Raw genomic sequence first — 24570 nt, 5'->3', positions numbered from 1 at the left:
ACCGTCCGGTCGGAAGCTGTTCCATTTATCTGGAACAGGGAGTGCACAGCATGCACAGCTCTCTATTTCTAGTAATAGAAAACCTATTTTTATAAGAATCTAGATTATATATACTTAATAAGTTAGGTTTCCTATAAGGGGAAATTATATGCTGTGCAGTCTGTGCACTTAGTTTTTTTATCCTACCCCATAAGTTCCACTCCAATAGCTTCACGTTCAATTCGGACCTCCTCTTCCTGACTTTTCCTGCTGATCCCAACAAATCCTCGTTGCCGTATTCCTTCAACCGTCCGTTGTCCATCCGTTACAAATGGGAATACAGTCTCAACAATCTTTTTGAAGGCAGTTACTCCAACAGGATTACAATCATTCTGCTCGCACCAATGCTGGTATTGTTCATGCAGCCTTTGGCTTGAAATAAACCCGGTATGATTTTGCTGGTAATATGTATTAAGAAAGGTTTTTTCCAAATTGCATGAAGCAAAATGCCTTTCCTTGGTCGCCAGAGAAGCTGCAGACTCAAATACACAACTACGTCCCAGCACATCCGCTAATCCCCGGATGGCCCAAGTGAAGACTCCTGGGAGCTCCGATCCAACAATCCGCTGGGTCAAGGCCTGGTCCTGTTCTTCCGGGGGAATGTTTTCCAGGAACGGAATGATGACCGTCCTGCGGAAGATAGCATTGGATTGATCGCTAAATGCCGGCAGGCTGTTGGTCACAAAAATCAGCCGAGCTGTACATTTCTTCGTCGTTGTATCATGAAATTTCCTCTCCACATTGAGTCGCTGTCCACTGACTATCTGTTTCAAGAATCCTTCTACCTTCGCCATGTGCGAAGCATCAACCGCCGTTAGGTCATTTGAGATATTCAGCTTGTTTTCAGTCAGGGGCCAGCCGAGATAACGCTCGCCCATCTGTTTAATATCCAGATTGCAGACATTTTGTACGCCGACTAAATGAGCCAGGATATCAGCGAAGACACTTTTTCCGTTGGCTCCTCCTCCAGTCAAAAACCACATCTTTTCAAAATGCGTAATATCTGACAGTGCCAATCCAGCCAGTTGTTGCAGCATCCGCTGATTTTCTGGATCCGGCATTATCCGGTCTAGGTACCGTTGAAATTTAGGGCATTGCCCGTTAGGAATGAACGGATAGGCGGCGAAGTTTTTTGAAAAGAATGCGGGGCTCTTTTTCCGATATAATGTTTCTGTGCCTCCCCGCTGCTGGCGCAATACCATTAACGCTAATTGCATCACATTGACGACACTTCCATCGCTGAAAGCGATCCAGTTGTCCGCCGATTCAACAGTCCTGTCACTAATCCAGCTCCCCACCGGAGCCTGTGTTCCACAGTAGGTGAACGCGCCGAGATGCATCAGTACCGAATTAACGTACGACGTGCTGCAGTATGGGCAGAATTCTTTCCGGCCTTGCATCATGGTGGTCACAATCTGCTTGATGTCCGTAAGCGTTTTTTGCTTCCAGCCTTCGTCCGAGTATTCCCACCAGGCGCCTGCCGTCTGTAAAAGCCGGGAAGAGCATCCCCCGCCATCACAAAGTTCCATCCATAATGCTGCAGCGACCTCCGCATGGTCTGGAGCACGAGAACGCCCTCCATTCTGCCCGTTAGCGGCACTGGAGACGCGGCGCATGTCAAAGCCCATCTGCCGGGCGGCATCGTAAATTGAAGCGATGGTTACAGGCTCCCCACAGCTTTCGGTGTCCCAACTTTCCCATTGTTCGCGGTTGGAATCTGGGTGATAGTTTCCAGTACGAGTTTTGCGCGACCATTCATCGAACAAGCCCCATGCCACCTCGTCTAGGTTATTTTCCAGCCCCCAGCGTTTAAGAGCAATCCCAAATCGAACCAGGTGTCGTAGACGCTGGAATCAAGCATGTTGAGTGCTGCTCGCAAGGAGTCAATTTGTGTGCTGGAGCGGGCCATCACTTTTCTCTGGATCGGCCGCACTGCCGGTACGGCGGGCTTCATGGCCGCTAACGCATCCAGCGCAGGTTGCAGCGTCATTAGATTTTGCGCGTCTGTTTACCGCCACTTGAAACGGATCTTTTCCATATTTCATTTTCTCCTCATTCCAGGACAGCCGGAACCGAATCCAGTTCAGCTGCCCTTTTAAGGAATTAGGTATATTTTCGAGTCTGATATTCATTTCTTGTATTTCTAAAAGGTTCCCCCTCCGAAGCCGGAGGGGGATGTGTGGTTAGGCAGCGTTACGGAGTAAGAGTTCTTGCGGAATGGAAAGATCGCATTCGATTATTTCGCGCTCCTCCCCGGCCATTTCCGTATCGTTAATGGTCGTTTCCAGATCCGCTTCCTCGAATTCTTCATCCGTGATCAGCCCGGCCGCCGCTAACGTTTCTAAAATGTCGTCAAACGGACGGGAGAGCTCTTCCATCATATCGTTTATCGAACATTCGCCGAAGAACAGCTCAGCAAGGAGGTCTTTTTCATCTGACGTCCAGACTTTATCTTCGGCAGGAAACCGGCCTTCGTCGTCGTTTATTTCCATAATTGCAGCATGGATTTCCGGATCATCGTAATGTACCCGAAAATTTCCGCCGTCATCAGAGGTTACCTCGGCACTGCCGAACCTGCTGACGTACGCAAGAAACCCGGTAACAGCCGGAAGGGCGTTGCCGGTGATTATAATCTTACTTAGCCGGTCGCCGATCATCGTAATCATTGGCGGCGGCAGGATCGCTTTCTTCTTCCTGCGGACAGGTGCAGTTTTTTTAACTGCGCATTTGCTGACACCCTTTTTTGGGGCAGTCTTTTTTAATTTGGTCGTGGTTGCTTTTTTCATCGCTTTACGCCTTTCCCTTCGCATATTACGCGAAGATTAAATTTTGCCATTTGCAATGGTGCTCCAGCACTTGCCGGAAAATAACCCCTTGTCTCGGCTTTAATTTCATCGATGCCCAGCACTCACCGGAATTACATCGTTAGTAATTTGTATTCATTTTTTCTACATGCCTATCGCCTCCGTTCTTTTTGAAAACGCTGTTAAAAGCGCTGTCGCAGCGCTTCATTCGCAGTTCAAACTATTCAGTTGTCAAAGGGCACCGATTGCTTGAGATTCACTCACCAATCATTTTTTTATGACAACTGTACAACGGGCGTTAAGGACGGCATGGCGGAATATTCCGGCGTCATGTCCAAGCCCGTACTGGACGGGCTTATGTTATTAATTCGGCAGAAGCATATGTCGCTTTTAGCTTGTTAGACGGGGGCAAATTATCGACAGTCTGAGATATGCAGCTTCAAAATAATTTGATGTTTTTGACGCAGAAACCCAATGACCACTGACCTGGATTTATTAGACGGGAATATTAAATCTATGAGCGAAGAACAGACACAGAAATCAAATCCTCAGAGGTTTTCCGATATAAGAGATTTTCTGCGCATTATAAAAGAACTGGGAACTTCGCCGGAACAAAACTGTGCATCAGCTAAAGAAGTTGCTGAGTACAGTTGGATATTTTTTCCTCTGTTGAACGATCAGGATGCACGGCATCTGGACGAATTATTAACTTTTGCTTATGAACATTCTGATCCCAGACCTGGGTTTACCGGCCCGCGCGTAGCGTTCCGCCGGGCACTTGCGTGGATAAAACGTATCCCCTCCCCGAGAATGACAGATCAGGAAGAACAGGATCTGCGCAAAGAATTATCCGAATCATTTTTTTCCAATGCTCTATCGCCGGCTAAACTTGATTCGTTAATTCTCGATCTGCGAGAACGATGGGGAGATCTTACACCGCAGTTGAATACGCAAACGGACAAGGAACCGGAAAAAATCAGTCCTAAATATCCGGCAGCAGGTGAAGCGCGTGAATCAAAAACCCGCCTGAATAATATTGCATCGCTCTGGCAGAAGCTGACTGCGTATGAACGCGGGTTTCTCTTTGACTGGCTTCAGGATTTTACTGCCATGGACCCCAATGATCTTTCAGATGCACTCGCACATCTGCCGGAAGCCTGCCGGCAAACGCACACACAAATCGTCGATGCCTGGCCGACAATAAAAGAGGTGTCTAAACGAAAAGGATTTTTCAGCATAAATATCCTGATACAAATCTATAAAAAACATTTTGGAGAACAGCCGACTCGCCAGGAAGACGATGATAAAATTACATTTTACACGTTTGTTGACACCGTTATGTTTGTACGGCTTAAAACGGAAGAGCCTCACGACTATCGCAGGGCAATCGACGCGCTAAAAGAACCTGACGGGACATTTGCATCGATGCCTTTTATTGGAGAAAACATCCTGCAATTCAAACCCTACCCTAAGTTTGAGAGCATACATTTTATTAAAAAAGACTATTAATCTTTCCCCCTGTTGATCTGGCGCCCAAGCTTTGTGTTTCAGCTTCTCGCTGTAGTCGTAATTATTAACAGTGTCTGTGATTTTTCGTTGTTTATTTTTGCAACTTGAATTGTGCTACAAGGTGTCTTATGTTTTGCTACAAAATTACAGGAGGAAAATACCTGTATCAATTAGAAGAAAACAATAGTAAATCGTTTATAGTTAATTTATTATGTTAATTAGAGTTTGGAGCATTTATCTGAATCCCGTCTCCCGCTCCAGATATCAATTCCTGTATACAAAAAAACGACGATTGAAAGCTGCTAGCGGGACTGGAGTTTGAACTCAGGGCCTTCAGGTTATGAACCTGACGAGCTACCAGACTGCTCCGCCCCGCAAGCAATTAAAAAAGTGTATAGGAGCGGCGTACCAGTTTTATTTTCTTAATTAAATTTTCAGCCGCTGGCGGACAGCTTCATACTGCGGAATTGGGTGGAAACGAACATGTTGAGCGAATCGTTCCTGCCGAGCATCGGAATGCTGATTTGCCGGCGCCGAAATTTTGCAGACATCCGAAAGGCTGCTGTTTTCAGCACCGGCGACGATCACTGCAGCAATGGAAAAATCGCTTCATCACGGAAGAGTGTCTCAAAGCCTCTTTTGAGTAGAGAGGTGTTGGGCCGGTCGCAGATTTTTAGATGCATACAGATTTCGTTGCGGTACCCGTGCGTCTGTCGCGTCAGCCAACCGGCGATGCATGTGGCTCAGATGTCCGTACTTCTAATCGCCGGGATGCCTTCAAGATGCCGCCGGATGCTTTTGGCCAGACAGCTGACTTCGCCGGCTTCGGTTTTATCAGTCCATAATGCAAAGGCCGGCGTGCCAGACCTCTATCCGGCGCAAACCGATAGATATGGCACAGATATTTTTTCATCACTGAAGCTGTTCCGGGGCCTTTATAATTGTATAACTATTTGAAAAAACGATAACCGGCTCTTTTTTCAATCCCCAAGACACTATTCCGTAATAACCCATAATTTTTCATATCGTCCGTGTTCATTCCATTCTTGCAATGAAAAAACAGGAGTGTAGCATCATCGGGATTTGAGGAGACAGCATGGCGAAAGATGATGTAATTGAAGTTGAAGGCGTGGTGGAAAAAGTTCTGCCGGCTACAATGTATAATGTGAAGCTCGAAAACGGCCATACGGTTCTGGCACATATTTCCGGGAAAATGCGTAAGAATTTTATCCGCATTGCCACCGGCGACCGCGTAACGGTTGAAATCTCTCCTTATGATTTAACGAAGGGACGTATTTCGTTCCGGCATAAAGTTTCATCTACGTAGATGAGCTTATCAGGCTCATTAAAGTGTATGCGGCCGCATAAACACACACCTGCAGGGAGCGCGCATGGCGGAAAAACGGAGCCTCTGGGGAAGTAAGATCGGGTTTTTAATGGCGGCCATCGGCTCGGCAGTCGGGCTGGGAAATATCTGGCGCTTCAGCTATATGGCATTTGAACACGGCGGCGGCGCGTTTCTGGTGCCCTATTTTATTGCGCTCGTCACCGCCGGCATTCCGCTGATGATTCTTGAATATGTACTGGGACACCGCGAAAAAGCATCGTCACCGCTGGCATTTGTACGCGTGGCGCCGAAACTTGAATTCATTGGATGGTGGATGCCGCTGGCGGCATTTTTTGGAATAACCGTTTATTACGCCGCCGTACTCGGCTGGTGCATTAATTACCTTTTTTCCTCGTTCTCACTGGCGTGGGGTGCGGATACGCAAACCTATTTTTTCAGCAGCTTTCTGCAAATCACCGGCTCACCGCTCGTTCTCGGCGGAATCCGCTGGCCGGTGTTTTTTGCCACCATCGGCGGCTGGGGTCTCGTGTGGGTCATCTGCTATCGCAAAATTAATCGCGGCATCGAAAAAGCGTGCTTATTATTTATGCCGCTGCTTTTCATCTTAACACTGGGGCTTGTCGGCTGGACGCTGAACCTGGAGGGTGCCTGGGCGGGTGTAGTGAATAACTATCTTACGCCGGACTGGGATAAAATTAATGTGTTTGCCAATCCGGCGGCGTGGAAGGTGTGGAGTGCGGCGTACGGGCAGATTTTTTTCACGCTCTCGCTCGGCTTCGGCATCATGATTACATATTCCAGCTATCTGCCGCAGAAAACTGATATCCCCGGCAACGCGCTGTGGACGTGCTGCACCGACTGCATCTACTCGTTCATTGCCGGTTTTGCTGTTTTCGGCATCGTCGGTTTCATGGCGCACACCAAGGGCGTTGATTTCAGCAGCGTGATCAAGGGCGGGCCGCAGCTCGCATTCGTTGTGTATCCCGAAGCTATCAACCAGCTTCCCTTTGGACGCGTCGCATTTGGAATCATGTTTTTTGTTGTGCTGATCGTCGCCGGAATTTCTTCAGCGATTTCCCTGCTCGAAGCCACTGCCTGTGCGCTGATGGACAAATTTAATATTCCGCGCCGAAAGGCCGTGACCGGACTTTGCATCGCCGGACTCTTTGGCAGCACCATTTTCACCACGCGCGCCGGACTGATGATTCTCGACATCGTGGATCATTTTATCACCAATTACGGATTAATTCTCGGCGGCATTATTCAGTGCATTCTGGTCGGCTGGATCATGAAAGCGCGCGTTGCACGCGCATACGTCAACACGCTCGGCGGCACACATCTGCCGCGCATCTGGGATTTTGCAATACGCTGGCTCACGCCGGTGATCCTGTCTGTTATCTTCTTGCAAACCGTCATCACCGATCTCCGGCAGACCTACGAAAATTATCCGTGGCTTTCCATTATTCTGTTCGGCGGACTGTGGATGCTGGCTATCTTCGCCAGTTCACTCCTGCTGGCAGGCCGGCGCTGGCCGCCGGAAAAACTTCGCCGGGAGCATAAGCCGGAGGACGAAACACTGCTGACGTGAAATAGGCGGCGCGCATAATTAACCGGAATCAAGGGTTTAAGTTTTATTCATATCTGCCAGCGTTCATGCAGGATTAAAATTTATTCACATTTTTTGCCTTTGACAAACCACCGGCGATTGCATAGGTTTTTGCTCTTTTATTGAGAAATAAGCCCTTGAAGGGGGTGTTAAAAATATGGCCAGTACAACATGTGAAGTAAAATTACGCCGTGGAGAACCGGTAGAAAAAGGACTCCGCCGCCTGAAAAAGCTGCTTGACCGCGAAGGTATTCTGAAAGAAATGCGCGGACGCCGGCACTTTGAGAAGCCGGGCGACAAACGTCGTAAAAAACAGGCACGCGCCCGCTCCCGCGCCGCTCGTGATCTGCGTATCGCCAACTATACTAATTCGTAATCAAGGTTTAAATTATGCCGAATATTAAAAGTGCCAAAAAAAGAATGCGTTCATCCGAAAAACGGCGTGAAGGCAATCTCGCGGTAAAAACGAAAGTGAAAACCTCCCGCCGTAAATCGCGCGAAGCGCTTGCCGCCGGTTCTGCCGAAACTGCCGCCGCAGCGGTCAGCAGCTACGCATCCACGCTGGATAAAGCGGTCAAACGCGGTGTCATCAAAAAAAATACCGCCATCCGCCGCAAACGCCGTGCCGCAAACGCACTGCGTAAACTGGCGAAATAAATTTTCACACCGAAAATTTAAAAAGCCGTCCTTCGGGACGGCTTTTTTTGTACTCATTTCCACATGGATTATGACAGCGTCATTCGCCCGTTTCAGAATCGTTTCTAGAGTGTGTCGTCACAAGTTATGATGATATAGAAAAATGATTTCAATAAAATCGGTGCATAAAACAAAACTCTCTTCCTTCACATCGATGGTACGACATTTCAGATGAGACTGGGATCTGCTTGAGCCGCTGCTGCCCGGCAGAGCCGGCAGCCGAAGCGGTAAAGCCACGATAACCGGCGGTTTATCAACGCTGTTTTCTGGATTTTACGCACAGGTACGCCCTGGCAGGATCTGCCGCCGGATTTCGCAGACCGGAAGAACACGCATCGCAGATTCCACCGCTGGCGCAATAGAGGTTTATGGGAAAAACTACTGGAAACTCTAATCGTTGAGCCGGATTATGAATGGTTAATGATCAATGCCGGTCATCTTAAGGTTTGTCCGCATGGCGCTGGCGCCAAAGGCGGCAATCAGAGGACATCGGGCTCACCAAAAGAGGCGCAACAGCAAGATACATTATGTGTTTTTGAATTTGCACCGGCTTATCAATCCATCAATGTTTGTTGCGGTTCTATTGGGATTTCTTTTTCCGTGCCGGTGCGGTGCTCTTTCAGAACACCGGTGATTTCGGGAACAGCGCCGCCGGAACGAATAACGGTGATGATATCACCGATTTTTAAATCCATTGCACGCAAATGTTCTACATTATAAAGCGAAGCGCGCCGAATGGTGGCACCGGAAATTTCCACCGGCTCAAAAACTGCAACCGGTATGAGTCTGCCGGTTTTACTGCGCGACCATTCCACCGCCAGCAACTTTGCAGTAACCGGTGCAGTTTTATACTTCCGCGCTACAGCGCTGCGAGGATGCTGTGCAGTAGAACCGAGTGTTTTGGCGGCATTTAAGGTGTTCATTTTAACAACGATACCGTCCGTTTCGAACGGCAGTTCAGCTCGTCGGCAATTCATTTTTTCAACTGCGGCTATAACATCCGCGACCGGAACTTCAACGCTGTCAATCGCCGGAAGTCCAGCGGCGCGGATTAAATGAATGGCGCCGGAATGCGTGTCCGGCAGTTCATCGGCGGCCAGCAGTTCAAATATTTGCACCGATAAATTCCGGCGGGCGATTTCAGCGAAGTCGGTGAGCATGAGAGTGCCGGATGCCGCATTGCGCGGATGTTTTAATCCAAGTTTTTCAAATTCCGGCGCAGTGAAAAACGCTTCGCCGCGGACGATCAATGTAGATGCGGTATCTTTGCCGTATCCGCTCAACTGTAAACGCAGCGGTGAGTTTGCCTCTATTTTATTCAGTTTTGCCGGAACAGCACCGGACGCAAGCATTGCGGCAGTAACATCACACCCGGTTTCCCCGTCGCCGCGTGTAGCCGCCTGTACAAGAAATCCGTTGCGGTAATGCAATACAACCGTCAGCCCGTCGATTTTCGGCTCAATGCAATACGATGTATCTCCGGTTCGCCGGATAAACTGCTCGAGCTCCGCATCTGAATAAATTTTCTGTAACCCGAGTACCGGCGCGGTGTGCTCGATATACCGGCCGGTTTTCCCAACCGGGGCACCAACGGGATGCTCACCGGAAAGTTCCGGCCAGCCGGCAAGCAGAGAATCAAACTGCGCGCGCAGCGAATCGTATGCTTCATCGCTCATAATGGAGCGGTGCTGATTGTAATAAGCTTCGTCCGCCTGTTTCAAAATGGTTCGCAGTGCCGCCGCGTGCTGTTCAACTTCCGGCGGTGCGGCAAAAATTCTGAGAGAGATGAAAAAAAATACCAGCAGTAGTGTTTTCATACCTGCAATGATATCGTACAGGAAAGTTCTTTAAAAGAATAATTTGCACTGCGAGTATTTTGCGCCGATTTTTAATTGATCAGTCAGGCCTGACTGATCAACACACCGCCCTCCCCGGGGTTCTTTGCTTTTAAAGCGTATCACTCCGCGCTGCGGTGCGTATATCCTTAATATGCAGTTGCAGCGTCGTGCGGCCGTTCCAGACATTTTCCTGCAGGGTGAAAGCAACGTCAATGTTACCGGCAGGCAGTTTTTCAGCAAGGTTGAAACCGATTGCGTCGCGCATTTCTATGCCGTCGGACAACGTGAGCTTCAGATGCTTGTCTTGTAGAATCCGGCAGTCCTCTGCCGTAACACCGAACACCGCCCAGACCGGCTCCCGGTTGTCCTGACCGAACGGACCGGAACGTTTTACGCCGTCGAGCATCGCCGGCGAAATATCGGCCAGTGAAACGGTGCTGTTGATTTCAATCACCGGCTGTAAATCGATATTCTGCAGTTGTGCGGCGGCAGCTGCATTAAACCGGATTTTAAATGCATCAAGGTTTTCCGCCTGCACTTCCAGACCGGCAGCCATGGAATGTCCACCGTACTGTTTCAATAAATCGGCGCACGCACCAAGCCCTTCGAGCACATTAAACGCGTCGATACTGCGGCACGAACCGCGACCGCTGTTGCCGTCCATGCCGATCACGGCGACCGGCCGGTGGTAGCGTGCAACGAGCCGCGATGCGACAATACCGATAACTCCGGGATGCCAGCCGGAACGTGCGATGACGAGTCCGTAATGTTTTGTTTTATCAAAATACGCATCAATTTCAGCCACAGCCTCATCTACGATGCCACGCTCAATTTCCTGCCGTTCACGGTTGGCAGCATCCAGCTGCGCAGCGAGTTCTTCGGCACGCGCCGGCAGATCTGTGAGCAGCAGTTCCAGTGCGGCGGCGGCGCTGCCGGTGCGCCCGGCGGCATTAATACGCGGGCCAAGCGCAAAGCCGGCGTGCCAGCATTGCACCGCACCATCGACGCCAGCGAGCTTTTTTAATGCATTCCAGCCGGCCCAGTGCGAGTTCTCAAGCATTTGAAAACCGGCGCGAACAAGTGTGCGATTTTCATCAATCAGCGGAACCATATCGGTCACAGTGGCGACAGCGACAAAATCAAGATATTTCCTCAAATCCACCGCCGCACACAGGGTGCACCCCCTTGCGCGGCCGGTTTTCAGAATGGCATGGCACAGCTTGAAGGTAACGCCGACGCCGGCAAGAATTTTTGCCGGATGATCGCCGGCACATTTCGGATTTACCACTGCAACCGCCGGTGCCGGTGCACCGGACAGTTCGTGATGATCGGTCACAACCACATCGACACCGGCGGTGCGCGCCAACTCCACCGCAGCGGTCGAATTACTGCCGCAGTCAACGGTGATTATGAGCGCCGGCGAATGTTCTTCCAGACACGCCTGGAGCGCTTCCGCGGAAAGGCCGTAGCCCTCAGTAAAACGGCTGGGAATATAAGTGGAAACACGACCGCCGAGTTCGCGCAGAATACGGACGAGCATGGCGGTGCTGCAAATGCCGTCGACATCATAGTCGCCGAATACAGTAATTGGTTCGCCGGCACTCAGTGCGTGCAAAATCCGTTCCACCGCTTTATCCATATCCGGCAGTTCAAACGGATCGCGCAGTGCGGCGAGCGACGGATTTAAAAACCGCTCCGCATCTTCTACCGTACGGCAGCCGCGCTGTACAAGCAGTACAGCAACCGGTTGCGGCAGGTTTAGATCCAGTGCAAAACGCTCTGCAAGCGCTTCATCAACCGGCTTAAATTTCCAATTCGCGGACATAAAGAATGGAACGTTGGAATATTGGAATGTTGGAATAATGAAATGGCGGGTTATTTATGTTTCCCTATCATTCCAATATTCCATCAATCCATCATTCCATTCCCTAGACTTTCTTTTCACGGTGCCAGATCATAACGACCGGCAGCGCGATGAAGACAGACGAATAGATACCAACGATGATTCCGATAAACAGCGCCAGTGCCATATCATTAATTGCACCGCCGCCGAAGATCAGCAGCGAAGCCACTGTTAACAGCGTCGTTAACGAAGTCAGTATGGTACGCGACAGCGTCTGGTTAATAGCCATATTGGCAATTTCGCGGAAGCTGAGTTTACTGCGTCCCTGCGCCAGTTTAACTTCTTCACGGATGCGGTCGAAAGTTACGATCGTATCGTTTACAGAATAACCGACAATGGTCAGCAGCGCCGCAACAATTGCGAGATTCAACTGCCGGCCGAGCAGACAGTAAATTCCCACAGTAATCAATACGTCATGCAGCAGTGCGATAATTGCTCCTATAGCAAATGAAAATTCAAAACGGATCGATAGATAAATAATAATGCCGATCATCGCTGCAATGAGCGAAACAACCCCCTGGCGTTTAAGTTCTTCGCCGATCTGCGGTCCGATTTTTTCTTCGCCGGACACTGAAATTCCTGCATCTTTAAAGGCGGTCTCCATCGCCGCCAGCGCCTCATCACCATTCTCAAAGGAAACTTTCACTTCCAGCACATCGCCGATGTTTTCTCCAAATGCACGCTGGTACTGAATGGTTGCATCGCTGATGCCGGCATCTGCCAGCACCGCACGCACAGCGCCGACTTCCGGTGCCTGTTCAAAGCGGAGCTGATAGGATGTCCCGCCGGTAAAATCGATACCGAAGTTGTCGGGGCCTTTGACTGCAAATACAATCCAGCTGCCAATAATAATCAGCACCGGCAGTGCAATCGCTGGCGCGCGCATACCGACAAAATCAATTTTTGTCCCGCGCGGAATGAGTGAAAACATGCGAATAGTTTGCAGCTTAAACCAGTCGGCCAGCGATTCGAGAATCAGGCGGGTAAACACCAGCACGATGAGCATGCTGATAATGATACCGGCGGCGAGCGTGACGGCAAACCCGCGGATTGCGCCGGAACCCTGCCAGAACAGAATGACTGCCGTCAGCAGTGTAGTAATGTTGGCATCAAAAATAGTGCTGAACGCCTTGTCATAACCGGCGGTAATTGCGCCGCGCACACTTTTTCCGTCGGTGAGTTCTTCGCGGATGCGTTCATAAATCAGCACGTTGGCATCCACCGCCATGCCGATCGTCAGTGCTATACCGGCGATTCCCGGCAGTGTGAACACCGGCAGCCCCGGCTGCGCGCCTTCCGGCGCAAACAAACCGAATACGCCGGACGTAAACCACATCCCGAGCGGCAGCAGAATGGCAAGCAGCACCAGTGAAATATCGGCGACCACGCCGGCAAGGCAATAATAGAGCAGCATAAAAATGAATACAGCTGTCGCGCCGTAAATCGTGGCGTACACGCCGCTCTGAATCGCGTCGCGGCCGAGCGACGGATCCACTTCACTCTTCTGAATAATTTCCAGCGGCGCGCGCAGTGAACCGGCGCGCAAGGCGTTGGCAAGTTTGTGCGCCTCGTCCACCGTGAACGACCCGGTAATCTGCGCGCTGCCGCCGTAAATAGCTTCGTTAATATGCGGCGCGGAATAGAGCGTGCCGTCAAGAATTACCGCGAGACTGCGGCCGCGCGGATTGCCGACATTATTTTCACCGTTTGGCGCATACGCCGCCGTTACTTTGCCGAAACGTTCCGCGCCGGCGCTGTTAAACTGCAACGTAATATGCGGGCGGTTCATCTGATTATAATCAACGCCGGCGCCTTTCAGTGCAGAGCCGGTGAGCTGACTGCGCGGTTCAACAAAAAATGGACGGTATACAGTGGAGCCATCCTGAATAATATCTTTTGACAGCATAAAATCAGCGCCGCGCTTTGCGCCGAAGCGTTTCAGTTCATTCCAGAACACACGCGTCAAATCAATATCCGGCACTGCATCGCGATCGCGAACATAAACCGAACCGCCGGCGGCGCCGGCAATTTTAAATCCTTTCGGCGCCATGCCGGACATAAACAGCTCGTTCACCCATGCATCATTTTCCGTATGAACCAGTTTAAACTCAAGAAATGCCGCGCGTTCAATCAGTGCGGTGGCTTCGGCAATGTTGTTGGTGTCGATACCCGGCAGACGGATGATAATATTATCGCTGTCGGTCTGCGGATAAATTTCCGGCTCGGCGATCCCGAGCCCGTCAATGCGGTTGCGGATCACTTCGAGCGCAACCTCTTTCGCCGCCGCAGTTTCTTTGTTCACTTTCGAATCAAGTGCGGCGGTGCCGATCTCCGGATCTTCCTGCCGGATCTGATCGCGAATCGATTCGCGCACCACCCGCACCGTAAAACTTGCGCCGCCCTGCAGATCCAGTCCAAGTTTAATTTTCTGATCAAACGGGGTTACCAGTGCCAGCGACCAGATAATCAGTCCGGCGAGCGCCGCCCATTTCCACATTCTGCTTTTATCCATAATTCAACACCCGAAAATTAAGCCTTTACCTCTTCCGGCACGGCGCCCTTGTCTTCAAGAACCTGCGCCACTGCGCTGCGGAGCACCTCCAGTTTGGTGTCGTCGGCGGTGCGGATAATCAGCGATTTTTCTTTTGTATTCGTTACGCGGCCGATAATCCCGCTCGTCAGCACTACATCGCTGCCGGCTTTCACCGCCGCAATCATCGCGCGCCGCTCTTTTTCCCGGCGCTTTTGCGGGCGAATCATCATAAAATACATCAGCGCAAAAATCAGAACCATCATTCCGATGAACTGAATGCCGCCGCCTTGAGCCTGGTTTCCGTCCGCCGGCGGTGCCGCCAGCGCAATCCATTGCATAAACATGTGCTTTCTCCTTAACCGGTTATCACGAAATATAAAACAGCGGATGTTACGGACACCGCCGGTTGTTGGCAAGCATGAAAGGAATTTCTGCACGCTGAAACTCTCAATGTCTAAAGTCTGAACATTGACTTTTATCTTTCAGACTTTCAGACTCCAGATCCTTTATGAAATTCCTGAAAGACCTGCTGTTTTTATACTGGATGTTTCTGCGCCTCGGACTGTTTACGATCGGCGGAGGATACGTCATGCTGCCGATGCTCCGGCGTGAAATTGTTGATAAACGCAAATGGGTTGACGATCAGGAACTGCTCAACTGGTACGCCATCGGCAATGCTGTTCCCGGAATCATCGCGATCAACACCGCCACCTTCGCCGGTTATCACCGGCGCGGCATTCCCGGCGCCGTGGCCGCCACTGCCGGCATGGTCACGCCGTCGCTTGTCATCATCATTTTCATCGCCATGTTTATTCCGGTGCTGCAAAATAACTTCTGGTTTCAGAAAGCCTTTCAGGGGATTCGCGTCGCAATGGTGGTCATGCTCGCCGCCATGCTTATCGACATGTTCAAAAAAGGCAGAAAGTCGCAGTTTCAGATATTCATCACACTGACCGCTTTCGCCGGCATTGCACTCTTAAACTGGTCGCCGGTTCCCGTCATCATCGCTGCCGCGTTCGCCGGATTTTTCTTTTCGCCGTTTCGCAAACAAACCGCCCACGAATCACACGAATGAACACGAATAAGATAACAACTGGAAATTTTCTGGATTTTCCTTTTCGTGAAAATTCGTGTGATTCGTGGGAAAAAATTTTAACTTATGTCACTTTTAAAATTATATATCGTTTTCTTTAACATCGGCCTTTTCACCATCGGCGGCGGACTCGCCAGCCTGCCGCTGTTGAAAGAAGCCGTCGTCGACTCCGGCATGATTTCCAACGCCGAATTTGTTGATATGATCGCCATCAGTCAGGCCACGCCGGGACCGATTGGAATTAATATGGCTACTTTCGCCGGCTATAAACTTTCCGTAATTTCCGGCGCGTGCATTGCCACGCTCGGTATTATCTCGCCGTCGCTCATCATCATCCTCCTCATCGCCATTTCGATGAAAAACTTTTCCAACAACCCTGTTGTTAAAGGAATTCTCTGGGGCATCCGTCCAGCAGCCGTCGGAATGATCGCCGCCGCCGCCTGGTTCATCTGCGGCCAATCGTTTTTTACCGGCGCGGGAAATCTGTTTCAGCAGCTCAGCATCCCATCCGCTCTGCTCGCCGGGCTTCTCGCTCTTGCCTACTGGCGCAAACCCGCCTCCCCGGTCATCTATATTTTCGCCGGCGGCTTGCTGGGTCTGATTTTCTTTTAATATTCGTTTCTGGAAAGCAGACGCGACGGGAACGTCGCGTCTTGTATGTTGCCATGTGTGCTATCTTTGGTCTGCTTTCAATGACACTTCGGTTGTTGAAGGGGTCGTCCCCGGTATACCGGAGGAAGTGAGGCTGTCCGCGTCCTGGACCCTGAGTCCGTAGTTGTAGCTCAGCCTTGTTGTACTAACCCGGACTGTTGCATGAGCCGCGAGCTCGCATAACAAGGATGGAGTATACGATGAATAAGAGAACTGTCTATATCGGTGTGGATGTGTCGAAGGAGTTTCGGGATGTTGACGCGTTTGATTCAAAAAAGGCCCGTATCCAGAACTCAAAAGCCGGCATCCGCCGGCTGGTAAAGCGGTAAAAGCGGCAGAGCAGAATATTACGATCTACTGTGAGTCGACCGGTGGGCGTGAAACGCTGCTGTGCGAGATGCCGGTTGCGGAGGGAGTGGATGTCGCCAAGGTCGATCCTGAAAGCGTACGCGATGTTGCACAATCGAAAAAGATCCTCGCCAGGACGGATAAAATCGACACGCGGATCATTTCGATGTTCACTGTTGCTACATTAAAATCTTCCGGTGTCAATGCCCTGTGCTCAGGAAGAGACTGTACTGCCCGGTACCGGTGCAACGGATATTCACTGCCGGCAAAAAACCCGAACAGCGGACAGTTATTTTTGCGCGCATAAAACTGTTGCCATAAATCGACACGCTCTTCAATTGAACGGTGCATAATTTGATCTCCTAAAGTAAAAACAAATCGTCGGTTCTTCCGGCAGCCAGCGCCACGCAGTTTGCGATACAGATTTCCGCCATGCGGGCGTTGGCCTCGCTGGTGTTGGACGCGCAGTGCGGTGTAAGAATACAGTTGTCCAGCGTACGGAAATCAGCCTCCAGCGCCGGTTCATAGGGTTCTTTAGCGAATACATCCAGCGCTGCGCCGGCAATCTGTTTTTCTTTTAGCGCTGTGTAAAGATCCGGCTCATTGATTAACGAGCCGCGTGCGGTATTAATTACAAATGCTGTGCGTTTCATTTTTTTGAGCAATGCGGCATTAATGATTCCCGCGGTCTGCGGTGTGTCCGGGAGATGTAATGAAATATAATCTGCACCGGCAACACATTGTTCAATACCGGTGAAAAATTCATCTGCGATGTCATCATCCGGTGCAATAATATCATATGCTGAAATTTTCATACCGAATCCGAACGTTGCAATTTTGGCTGTTTCGCGCGCGATGCGCCCGAATCCGATTAACGCCAATGTTTTTCCGCGAAGTTCAGTTCCTTCTATTTTCCGCCACTGCCCGGATTTCATTTCCCGCTCGAATGTGCACACTGTGCGCGCCAATGCACAGATAAGCATCATTGCATGTTCAGCCACCGCGGTTTCAAGCACGCCCGGTGTATAGCCGACAAGTATGCCGCGCTCTTTGCACAGGTCGACCGGAACAGAGGTGTAACCAACGCCAAACCGCTGCATCAGTGTTCCCGCACGCAGCGAGGAGTAAAACTCCGGAGAATATTTTTTTGTTCCGATGATAAACGCTTTTGCACCGGCATTATAAAAGTTCAGCGCTTTTTTTTCTTCCAGCGGTTTTATCAGGTTCCAGATCAATCTGTATTTTTCTGTCGCGGAGTCAAACAGTTCCGGTGCACGCGAGTAAATTGTTTCTTCCAGTACAACGTTCATGATTTTCCTTTCAACGTCCGGCGGCCGACAGCATTGCACGACTGCCTTCAATAATAAACCCCGTGTCGAGTCCAAGTGCAATGAAGCGGAATCCCGCTTCGATTCGCGCCGCAACCTGCGGCGGATCATTCGGAACGATATGAAATCCCGGCGGAACTCCGTGCGCAATACAGGCATCCAGCAGCGTCTTCTGCGCCGCCAGAACATCCGGATGATCCAGCTGTCCGGCGAGTCCCATGGATGCGGAAAGATCATAGGGCCCGATGAATGTCGCATCAATGCCGGGAACAGCGAGAATGGCATCTATATTTTTCACCGCATCAATATGTTCGAGCATAATCACGACAATTACATTGTCATTGTGTGACATAAAATATCCGTTAAAGTTGCGCCCGAAGTCCGTACAGCGCGCCAGTGACGCGCCACGAATCCCGTCCGGCGGATATTTTGCAATCGCCACCGCCTGCCGCGCCTCTTCCGGCAAGTTTACACACGGAACAATAATTCCATTTGCACCGAGATCGAGCGCTTTCTTGGCTGCAACCGCATCACACTCCGGCAGGCGTACCAGCAGATCTTTCCTGGATTTGTTCACTGCACGGCCAATGTTTTCCAACGATGACAAGTCGTGTGATGTATGTTCCATATCCACGCAAATCCAGTCAAAATTCTCACCAGCCAGAAGTTCCGCCACCGCAGGATGCGGAATCATATTCCATGCACCAAGCACAACACTGCCGTTTTTCAAAAGTTGCTTAGTTGAACCCATAAATTTTTCCTTATTTTCGATTGTTATAATGATGTTATAACAATATACTTTCTTAACTGTCAAGAGACGAAAGAATGCTTATGCCCGCTAAATCCATTTGGAACAGTGCACCGACCAGCGAACAGCAGGTTGCCGATACACTGCGCACATTGATCCTTGCCGGAGAACTGCCCGTCGGGACATTTCTCTCGCAACGCAAACTGGCGGAGATTGCCAATACCTCTGTCATTTCTGTACGCGGCGCCCTGCGCCGGCTGGAGAATGAAGGACTGATTGAAAACGTCCCGCGTCTGGGCGTACGGATCCCGCAGGAAACACCGGCGGATATCCGCGATCGTTATTTTTTACGAACCACTCTGGAAAGCGCCGCAGTAAAACTGGTCAGTGGAAAACTGCCGGAAGAGATAAAAAACAGGCTCTTCAATATTGCTCAGCAGCTCGACCGGCTCGCCGCTGAACATGACCAGAAAACCTCGCCGGAATTTGCGCGCCTGCACCATGAGTTCCATCTTACGCTGGCAGAATGCACCGGCAGCCGTTTACTTCTGCAAATGCTGCAGCGGATCATAAATCCGAGTTTAATGATGCTGAATGCCGTTCGCTCGTGGATTGTACCGTCAGAGGTTCACCAGAATCACACCGGTCTGATTCAAGTTATTGCCGCGGGAAACACCGCAGATGCTGTTGCCGCAATACAGGCGCATATTCAGGTCGGACTGGAAAGCGAACTCGCCGCGCTTTAACGTCTTCAGGCTGCCTTGTCCCTACCGCAGCGTTCGCTTAGCGGTTCCGGCACATGAGGAATAATGAATAAAACGATCCACCCTGCCAAGCAACTAATCGTAAATACCCCGACATAACCGACCTTTGCTTGAACAAATCCGCTGAGCATTCCCGGCAGATACCATCCTGCATTCATCAGAGCAAATGAAATGGCAAGTATAGATGTTTTATTGCGTCCACTCTCGGTTGCGGTAATATGCATGTAATAAAAAACACCGCTGAAAGCCAGCCCGTACCCTAATGATTCTAAACACGATCCACCTAACAGCCATAGGTTCATAGATTCGCCGAACATCTGAACATTGATACCCGGACGATAAATTGCTAATAGAATATATGATATATTTGGCAGGCTGATACAGCATGCCAATGGCAGGAATGTTTTTTTTATTCCACGCCATTTGATAACATACCCGCCAAGAACGCCTCCAATAATCATCCATGGCATATCTGTTAGAAGTGAATAATATGGGATAGTCGTTGCCGCAACACCCAGCCCGCCGGCGCTGTCCGGGTCCAGATAAAACGGCACTTTCATTGCTGCAAGAAATCCGTCTCCGATGCGATACAAAAAAATGACTGCGATGATCAAAAATACAGATCTTTGGTTAAAGTATTCTTTAAACACCTCGCCAATCGCGAACTGTGTATGACTTACCGGCTCATCATTAGCCAGCACCGGCATCATGGCCCGGTTCCAAAAAAGAAAAAAAAGTACTAATACAGCGGCCACCACATAAGCAGCCGCGTACCCGATATAAAATCCGGTTTTATCTGAACAGATCACTCCGAATGCTCCATAATGTGCCGCAACCTTTGTTGCTCCCAGCATCAGTCCCATGTGAACAGATACAAGACCGATACGTATGACCGCTGTTTTAATGCCAATAAACTGTGCTTGCTGTTTTGCATTCAGCGCCCGGATATAATATCCATCGGCCGCAGTTTCATGCGCCGATCCGATAATAATCATTAAAAGCAGCAAGGGAATCATTGCGATAACAAATTTCGCCGGATCCAACTGGATATAAACCAAAGCTCCTATGGACAACAGTACGATTGACCCGAGAATTAAAGTCCAAAATGATAACGTTCGTTTTGAAGCGGCACCATCCAGCCAGGGCGTGTATAAAAACCGAATAATGGCAATCAAACCAAGTCCGGATATCAGTCCGACCGTCTGGTTAGAAAAACCCAACAGTTTAAACAGTGATGTCGGAAACATGGCCTGCATTCCTTGCATGATTCCGAAAGGAAAATACAGTCCGATCACATATGCCCAAGCAGAGTGGTTGTTGACACATTTATTTTTCATTATCCCCAGCTCTTCGTTGCATAATCAGGATTTCAGTTGTCATCAGCGCCTTATCAAAAATTTTTAGATTTCTGACTTCCGGATGAATTGTTAAACGGCTCTGTCCGTTCATATCGCGTAAGTGTGGGCTAAAACGGCTCCACCCAAATTGTAAATTGGCATCTCCATCACAAAAAGATCCATTAATTATATAACTGACAATTTTGGGCCCACCATCAATCACAACAGCGATTTCATTCTCTTTTGAAAAATTAATTATAGAAGGTTCGGAAACATTTAAAGATTGTGTTTGCCCGTCAGACATTTTTAATTCGAGATGTCCATCGCTGCATAAGCATAAAGACCATCCGCGCCGGTTTACAAATTGACAATCTAATAAAAGAGTCGATTTTTCACAAGGATAGAATGTAAATATTAATGTAATTCCTTGCCTCAAATCAACTTTCCCATGATCTACCCGTCTAATATCGCGTTGGCAAAAACATGGTAATCCGGGTAAATCAACAATTACACCGCCATTTTTAACATCGAGCAAACATTTAGGCTCATCGATGATATTTTTGATATCCCATAACTGTCTGATGAATGTATCAGAAATTTTATGTATACGAGCTGTATTTTTTTGGGTTTCAGTGATATAAATACTACCGTTTAATTCGATCAAATCCGGATAACTCATCCGGATAAAAGGATCGTCATCATAGAATAATATTTCGGGTTGTCCGAATGTTAGAACTTTACCTTCACGGGAATCCGTTTCATGGGCCGGAATACACCATACCGGATTGCGATCTTCATATCCTTTCCCGCCGTGATTATGGAACCAGTACAGGTAACGATTTCCTGATAATTTCCAAATAAAGTTTGCGGCGCGCGGATGTTTTATAATACGCCCGTCAGGATAACGCAGATAATCCGGCGCCGACCAGTGATGTCCACGGTCCCGGCTGTAACAACATGCGGGAGCCCCGTCTACTGTGCGATAAACACAAAAGAAAGTTCCATCGCTTAAAACCACAAAACTTTGCTCTTCAGCAATCGGACCGCCGCCGGCGGGCGCACGTAATCCGATATCTCCATCCGGCAGTGTTTCAAAACAAATTTTTTCCGGATCGGTTTCCGTCAGAATATTATCGCTGCAAAGTAATACACCTTCAGATCGCGTAAAAAAACCTTCGCCGAATCCTCCCACCTTATGCAATGGAATATAACCTTTTCCTGAATACGCAAAGGCTTTCCCAACGTTCCAGAAATAGCGGATTTTTCCATCAGAAGTATTTTGCCGATCAATTTCAAATTCGCGCACCGGCACTGTATAGCGTTTTTCCGACCAGCTTCTGCCATGGTCATCTGAATATTTGAAAACGAAATACCCCAGCGAATCTACCCGCCGACACCAGCCGTCAGGATACGCCGGTTTATCGCCCGGAATCTTTCGAACATTGTCGGTGTTATGATTGTAAAAAGCATAAATCCGTCCAGCTGGTGTGATTAATGGTACGACATACGAAGACTCAACACCATCCGGCGATTCAATTGCAATGGCTGATGACCAGGTTACGCCGTTATCTTCACTGCGCAACGCAACAATATGCTGGCCTGGTGCCCCCTCATGTCCGGCACCAGTCGTAACCAGACACACAAGGGCGCTGTCTTTTGCCTTTACGATATAGGGCTGGTCCGCATATGATAATGTTGGAATTTCTGTTCCATTTGAAATCAAACGAGAGTCGTACGCTTGATTGGCTCGTAAAATTTCCCGGCGTAATCCATCCGAAATCAATCCTCTCAAAATGCTTATCCTTTCTAGTCATATCACAGCTCATATTGTAAAATCAAATACTTTTCATTGACTTACAGTTCTTAATAAATCAAATTAGTTGTATAAAGCCTGCTGGTATTTGTCGATCAGGCCTGATGTGCGTTTTCAAACACTCAGTTCAAAGCAACAAACACCCCCATCGAACCCATGTCAAAGTCTGGCACGAGTCTCACTGCGTTTACTTCTAGTATCTCCAATACCCCTTGAATACTTCAAGAGGATCAGCCGTTTCCGGATCCGTTCCTGCTGGTGCTCCATCCCATGGCCAGTAGCCGTCGAAGAGTTTTCTCGGATCAGGGATTTCCCTGTCTTTCCAATATGCGATGTCGTGATCAATTATATCTTTCCAGGATTGCTCCCACTCGGAATAAATTTCAGCGAACCACGCGTCATATGATCCGGATAGCTCTTTGACCACTTCAGGGTGCATTGCGGACAAATCATTTTTTTCTCCTGGATCTTCAACCAGGTTGAATAGTTGAGGAGCTTCTGTTTTTATATTTTTATGATTTGGAATATCAGGAGCAATTGGCATTTCCCAGGGCGGGAGAAATCTGGCTATCTCAAAAACATAATTATCCCTCGTATTCTGTTTTGCCATTGACTTGCTCTCTCCAGGCCAGCGCAGCTTCCATTCCTGTTTCCGGATCGCTCCAGAACTGTGCGCAACAGGAGTATATCTGTTTTTTTGAAAAAACAACAAACGGGACGAAAGCTCCGGCATATCACCTTCAATAAGTAAGGGCATTATATTCAATCCATCCAACGGCTTAGCTTCTTCCGGAGCGTTAGATCCTGTAAGACTGTATAGCGTAGGCAACCAATCTGTACCGTGAACCTGTGCCTTTTCAATCCGTCCGCCCGGAATCGTTCCCGGCCAAGAGACAATTGCAGGCACCCGAATCCCTTGTTCCAAAACCTCGCCTTTATTGCCGCTTAAGTTACCATGATATCTATAGTTTGATCCTTTTAGGTGAGCTCCGTTATCGCTGACAAAAACAATAATTGTATTTTCACGTAATTCCTGCTTTTCAAGCTCTTCAATTATCCATCCCAATCCAGTATCCATTGCCTCAATCATTGCGTATATAACCGCTACAGCTTCCGCATAAATACCTTTTACCCGAGGCTTGTACTTCTCAATAAGATGCGGGGGGGCCTGAAAGACTCCCTTTTGCACGTATGAATGCGGGGCGTGGTGTGCCAACCAGAGCGCAAAAGGCCTGTTTTTATTACTTCTAATAAATCTAACGGCCTCTTGATTCAATACATCTGTCATATATCGGCCATCGCTCGTTTCAACCTGGTCATTGCGAAAAAGATTCCAGTTCCAATAATCATGGCTACCCCCGAAGCCATAAAAAAGATCAAACCCTCTGTTATGCGGCAAATACTCTTTATTATATAGACCATTGTGCCATTTACCGATTAATGCAGTAGTATATCCGGCATGTTTAAAATAGTCGCCAAATGTTTTTTCTGACTGAGCTATTCTGTCAATGCCTCGATTACTTGATACGTCAATCGCACCGGTACGATGATTATAACGACCTGTGAGAAGAGCGGCCCTCGCCGGGGCGCACAACGGAGAGGGACTATAATAATTGACAAGCATTACTCCCTGTTCGGCTAAGGAGTTAATTATCGGTGTATCGATATAAGGATTCCCATAGCATTGAAGATCCCCTTGCCCAATATCATCTCCAACTATAAAAATAATATTCGGCTTCTCAGGAAGATTGCTCCCCCGTACGTTTCCAATACAGGTTATAAATAACGATAATAAATGGTAATATATATTTTGCATTTGCACTTATTTGTCTCCTCTTTCAGCTCGCCATTCATAAACTACCGGGATCACCAAGGTCGCTCACTTCCTGAGAAAACTTAGTCTTTTTAGCCGGAAAGCCTTGTACGCCACGACACTCATCATCAGTCAGAAAACGATCATAGATTACTATTTCTGCCACCGCTCAAATATTTATTTGAACTTTCTCCATCCTAATAATACGAGAAGAGTGACAAAATAGAAACTAATTACCGCCGGCTCAGGAATTACAGAAATGTCTCCGTAAAGAGAAAGGGCATCAATACGTAAATTCCTCGTATTAACTGCACCATGCCCCTGACTCGGCCATAAATAAACCCGGAACTCAATAGTACCTGTTATCGATTGTAAGGCATTGGCAAAGTCAACGGTTTG

General features: G+C 48.9%; 23 protein-coding genes, 1 tRNA gene and 1 pseudogene. 11 read left to right on the top strand and 14 right to left on the bottom strand.

What is annotated here, in order from left to right; genetic code table 11:
• Nucleotides 1-182 precede the first annotated feature (182 nt).
• The 3 genes from WC959_01420 to WC959_01410 all read right to left on the bottom strand — a co-directional run bounded on the left by WC959_01420 (nt 183) and on the right by WC959_01410 (nt 2825).
• Entirely contained in the window at nt 183-1817 is a 1635-nt protein-coding gene (locus WC959_01420; protein MFA5687802.1) for a phage/plasmid primase, P4 family, read from the bottom strand.
• A gap of 5 nt (nt 1818-1822) precedes the next feature.
• Entirely contained in the window at nt 1823-2029 is a 207-nt protein-coding gene (locus WC959_01415; protein ID MFA5687801.1) for a hypothetical protein, read from the bottom strand.
• 193 nt (nt 2030-2222) lie between these two features.
• Complete coding sequence (locus WC959_01410; protein MFA5687800.1) at nt 2223-2825, bottom strand: hypothetical protein; 603 nt, start codon at nt 2823-2825, stop codon at nt 2223-2225.
• A 492-nt stretch (nt 2826-3317) separates the two neighbouring features.
• On the opposite strand from WC959_01410, the gene WC959_01405 reads away from it, so the two are divergent.
• A complete protein-coding gene (locus WC959_01405; GenBank protein ID MFA5687799.1) occupies nt 3318-4352 on the top strand; it encodes a hypothetical protein in 1035 nt (344 codons plus the stop codon).
• A gap of 303 nt (nt 4353-4655) precedes the next feature.
• Here the strand turns inward: WC959_01405 and WC959_01400 are convergent.
• A tRNA-Met gene (locus tag WC959_01400) sits at nt 4656-4728 on the bottom strand.
• Nucleotides 4729-5448: 720 nt separating this feature from the next.
• Between WC959_01400 and infA the strand changes: the two genes are divergently transcribed.
• The 5 genes and pseudogenes from infA (at nt 5449) to WC959_01375 (ending at nt 8485) form a co-directional block, all read left to right on the top strand.
• The gene (gene infA / locus WC959_01395) at nt 5449-5679 is read left to right on the top strand and encodes a translation initiation factor IF-1 (protein MFA5687798.1); all 231 of its coding nucleotides are present in this window, start codon (nt 5449-5451) and stop codon (nt 5677-5679) included.
• Nucleotides 5680-5743: 64 nt separating this feature from the next.
• Nucleotides 5744-7288: a sodium-dependent transporter gene (locus WC959_01390; protein ID MFA5687797.1), complete on the top strand. Its 1545-nt coding sequence runs from the start codon at nt 5744-5746 to the stop codon at nt 7286-7288.
• 175 nt (nt 7289-7463) lie between these two features.
• Complete coding sequence (rpsU, locus tag WC959_01385) at nt 7464-7682, top strand: 30S ribosomal protein S21 (protein MFA5687796.1); 219 nt, start codon at nt 7464-7466, stop codon at nt 7680-7682.
• 14 nt (nt 7683-7696) lie between these two features.
• The gene (gene rpsT, locus WC959_01380) at nt 7697-7963 is read left to right on the top strand and encodes a 30S ribosomal protein S20 (GenBank protein ID MFA5687795.1); all 267 of its coding nucleotides are present in this window, start codon (nt 7697-7699) and stop codon (nt 7961-7963) included.
• A gap of 164 nt (nt 7964-8127) precedes the next feature.
• A pseudogene (locus WC959_01375) lies at nt 8128-8485 on the top strand (IS5 family transposase).
• A gap of 71 nt (nt 8486-8556) precedes the next feature.
• Here WC959_01375 and WC959_01370 read toward each other — a convergent pair.
• The 4 genes from WC959_01370 to yajC all read right to left on the bottom strand — a co-directional run bounded on the left by WC959_01370 (nt 8557) and on the right by yajC (nt 14620).
• Entirely contained in the window at nt 8557-9819 is a 1263-nt protein-coding gene (locus WC959_01370; GenBank protein ID MFA5687794.1) for a hypothetical protein, read from the bottom strand.
• Between the two features lie 130 nt (nt 9820-9949).
• A complete protein-coding gene (gene recJ, locus WC959_01365) occupies nt 9950-11665 on the bottom strand; it encodes a single-stranded-DNA-specific exonuclease RecJ (protein MFA5687793.1) in 1716 nt (571 codons plus the stop codon).
• Nucleotides 11666-11768: 103 nt separating this feature from the next.
• Entirely contained in the window at nt 11769-14255 is a 2487-nt protein-coding gene (gene secD, locus WC959_01360) for a protein translocase subunit SecD (GenBank protein MFA5687792.1), read from the bottom strand.
• 17 nt (nt 14256-14272) lie between these two features.
• Entirely contained in the window at nt 14273-14620 is a 348-nt protein-coding gene (gene yajC / locus WC959_01355) for a preprotein translocase subunit YajC (GenBank protein MFA5687791.1), read from the bottom strand.
• Between the two features lie 164 nt (nt 14621-14784).
• Here yajC and WC959_01350 point away from each other — a divergent pair, with 164 nt between their 5' ends.
• The 4 genes from WC959_01350 (at nt 14785) to WC959_01335 (ending at nt 16675) form a co-directional block, all read left to right on the top strand.
• The gene (locus WC959_01350; GenBank protein ID MFA5687790.1) at nt 14785-15351 is read left to right on the top strand and encodes a chromate transporter; all 567 of its coding nucleotides are present in this window, start codon (nt 14785-14787) and stop codon (nt 15349-15351) included.
• Between the two features lie 84 nt (nt 15352-15435).
• Nucleotides 15436-15981 carry a chromate transporter gene (locus WC959_01345; protein MFA5687789.1) on the top strand — a complete coding sequence of 182 codons (546 nt, stop codon included), beginning with the start codon at nt 15436-15438 and terminating at the stop codon, nt 15979-15981.
• 239 nt (nt 15982-16220) lie between these two features.
• Nucleotides 16221-16349 (top strand): hypothetical protein, encoded by a 129-nt coding sequence (locus tag WC959_01340; GenBank protein MFA5687788.1) that lies wholly within the window; start codon nt 16221-16223, stop codon nt 16347-16349.
• A 68-nt stretch (nt 16350-16417) separates the two neighbouring features.
• Entirely contained in the window at nt 16418-16675 is a 258-nt protein-coding gene (locus WC959_01335; protein ID MFA5687787.1) for a hypothetical protein, read from the top strand.
• A gap of 55 nt (nt 16676-16730) precedes the next feature.
• Here the strand turns inward: WC959_01335 and WC959_01330 are convergent, their stop codons facing one another.
• Together WC959_01330 and WC959_01325 are read right to left on the bottom strand one after the other, a co-directional pair.
• Nucleotides 16731-17678: an NAD(P)-dependent oxidoreductase gene (locus WC959_01330; GenBank protein MFA5687786.1), complete on the bottom strand. Its 948-nt coding sequence runs from the start codon at nt 17676-17678 to the stop codon at nt 16731-16733.
• Between the two features lie 10 nt (nt 17679-17688).
• A complete protein-coding gene (locus WC959_01325; protein MFA5687785.1) occupies nt 17689-18447 on the bottom strand; it encodes an aldolase/citrate lyase family protein in 759 nt (252 codons plus the stop codon).
• A 74-nt stretch (nt 18448-18521) separates the two neighbouring features.
• Here WC959_01325 and WC959_01320 point away from each other — a divergent pair, with 74 nt between their 5' ends.
• Nucleotides 18522-19190 (top strand): GntR family transcriptional regulator, encoded by a 669-nt coding sequence (locus WC959_01320; protein MFA5687784.1) that lies wholly within the window; start codon nt 18522-18524, stop codon nt 19188-19190.
• A 5-nt stretch (nt 19191-19195) separates the two neighbouring features.
• On the opposite strand, the gene WC959_01315 is transcribed toward WC959_01320, so the two are convergent.
• From WC959_01315 to WC959_01300, 4 genes are all read right to left on the bottom strand, one after another.
• Nucleotides 19196-20545 carry a hypothetical protein gene (locus WC959_01315; protein ID MFA5687783.1) on the bottom strand — a complete coding sequence of 450 codons (1350 nt, stop codon included), beginning with the start codon at nt 20543-20545 and terminating at the stop codon, nt 19196-19198.
• On the bottom strand, nt 20535-22337 hold the full coding sequence (locus tag WC959_01310) for a sialidase family protein (protein MFA5687782.1): 1803 nt from the start codon (nt 22335-22337) through the stop codon (nt 20535-20537). The genes WC959_01315 and WC959_01310 overlap by 11 nt, the downstream gene beginning before the upstream one ends.
• A 214-nt stretch (nt 22338-22551) precedes the next feature.
• Entirely contained in the window at nt 22552-24174 is a 1623-nt protein-coding gene (locus tag WC959_01305; protein ID MFA5687781.1) for a sulfatase-like hydrolase/transferase, read from the bottom strand.
• A 174-nt stretch (nt 24175-24348) separates the two neighbouring features.
• On the bottom strand, nt 24349-24570 hold a 222-nt coding region (locus WC959_01300; GenBank protein MFA5687780.1), incomplete at its 5' end, for a hypothetical protein.

This window comes from Kiritimatiellales bacterium (assembly GCA_041656295.1).
GTDB lineage: Bacteria > Verrucomicrobiota > Kiritimatiellia > Kiritimatiellales > Tichowtungiaceae > Tichowtungia.
The sequence above is the reverse complement of the archived record's forward strand: the minus strand, read 5'-3'. Positions and strand labels throughout refer to the sequence as shown.

Coding starts and splice junctions, on each gene's coding strand:
- WC959_01415 (MFA5687801.1), bottom strand. CDS start 2,029: ATGACGCTGCAACCTGCGCTGGATGCGTTAGCGGCCATGAAGCCCGCC.
- WC959_01410 (MFA5687800.1), bottom strand. CDS start 2,825: ATGAAAAAAGCAACCACGACCAAATTAAAAAAGACTGCCCCAAAAAAG.
- WC959_01405 (MFA5687799.1), top strand. CDS start 3,318: ATGACCACTGACCTGGATTTATTAGACGGGAATATTAAATCTATGAGC.
- infA (MFA5687798.1), top strand. CDS start 5,449: ATGGCGAAAGATGATGTAATTGAAGTTGAAGGCGTGGTGGAAAAAGTT.
- WC959_01390 (MFA5687797.1), top strand. CDS start 5,744: ATGGCGGAAAAACGGAGCCTCTGGGGAAGTAAGATCGGGTTTTTAATG.
- rpsU (MFA5687796.1), top strand. CDS start 7,464: ATGGCCAGTACAACATGTGAAGTAAAATTACGCCGTGGAGAACCGGTA.
- rpsT (MFA5687795.1), top strand. CDS start 7,697: ATGCCGAATATTAAAAGTGCCAAAAAAAGAATGCGTTCATCCGAAAAA.
- WC959_01370 (MFA5687794.1), bottom strand. CDS start 9,819: ATGAAAACACTACTGCTGGTATTTTTTTTCATCTCTCTCAGAATTTTT.
- recJ (MFA5687793.1), bottom strand. CDS start 11,665: ATGTCCGCGAATTGGAAATTTAAGCCGGTTGATGAAGCGCTTGCAGAG.
- secD (MFA5687792.1), bottom strand. CDS start 14,255: ATGGATAAAAGCAGAATGTGGAAATGGGCGGCGCTCGCCGGACTGATT.
- yajC (MFA5687791.1), bottom strand. CDS start 14,620: ATGTTTATGCAATGGATTGCGCTGGCGGCACCGCCGGCGGACGGAAAC.
- WC959_01350 (MFA5687790.1), top strand. CDS start 14,785: ATGAAATTCCTGAAAGACCTGCTGTTTTTATACTGGATGTTTCTGCGC.
- WC959_01345 (MFA5687789.1), top strand. CDS start 15,436: ATGTCACTTTTAAAATTATATATCGTTTTCTTTAACATCGGCCTTTTC.
- WC959_01340 (MFA5687788.1), top strand. CDS start 16,221: ATGAATAAGAGAACTGTCTATATCGGTGTGGATGTGTCGAAGGAGTTT.
- WC959_01335 (MFA5687787.1), top strand. CDS start 16,418: ATGCCGGTTGCGGAGGGAGTGGATGTCGCCAAGGTCGATCCTGAAAGC.
- WC959_01330 (MFA5687786.1), bottom strand. CDS start 17,678: ATGAACGTTGTACTGGAAGAAACAATTTACTCGCGTGCACCGGAACTG.
- WC959_01325 (MFA5687785.1), bottom strand. CDS start 18,447: ATGGGTTCAACTAAGCAACTTTTGAAAAACGGCAGTGTTGTGCTTGGT.
- WC959_01320 (MFA5687784.1), top strand. CDS start 18,522: ATGCTTATGCCCGCTAAATCCATTTGGAACAGTGCACCGACCAGCGAA.
- WC959_01315 (MFA5687783.1), bottom strand. CDS start 20,545: ATGAAAAATAAATGTGTCAACAACCACTCTGCTTGGGCATATGTGATC.
- WC959_01305 (MFA5687781.1), bottom strand. CDS start 24,174: ATGCAAAATATATATTACCATTTATTATCGTTATTTATAACCTGTATT.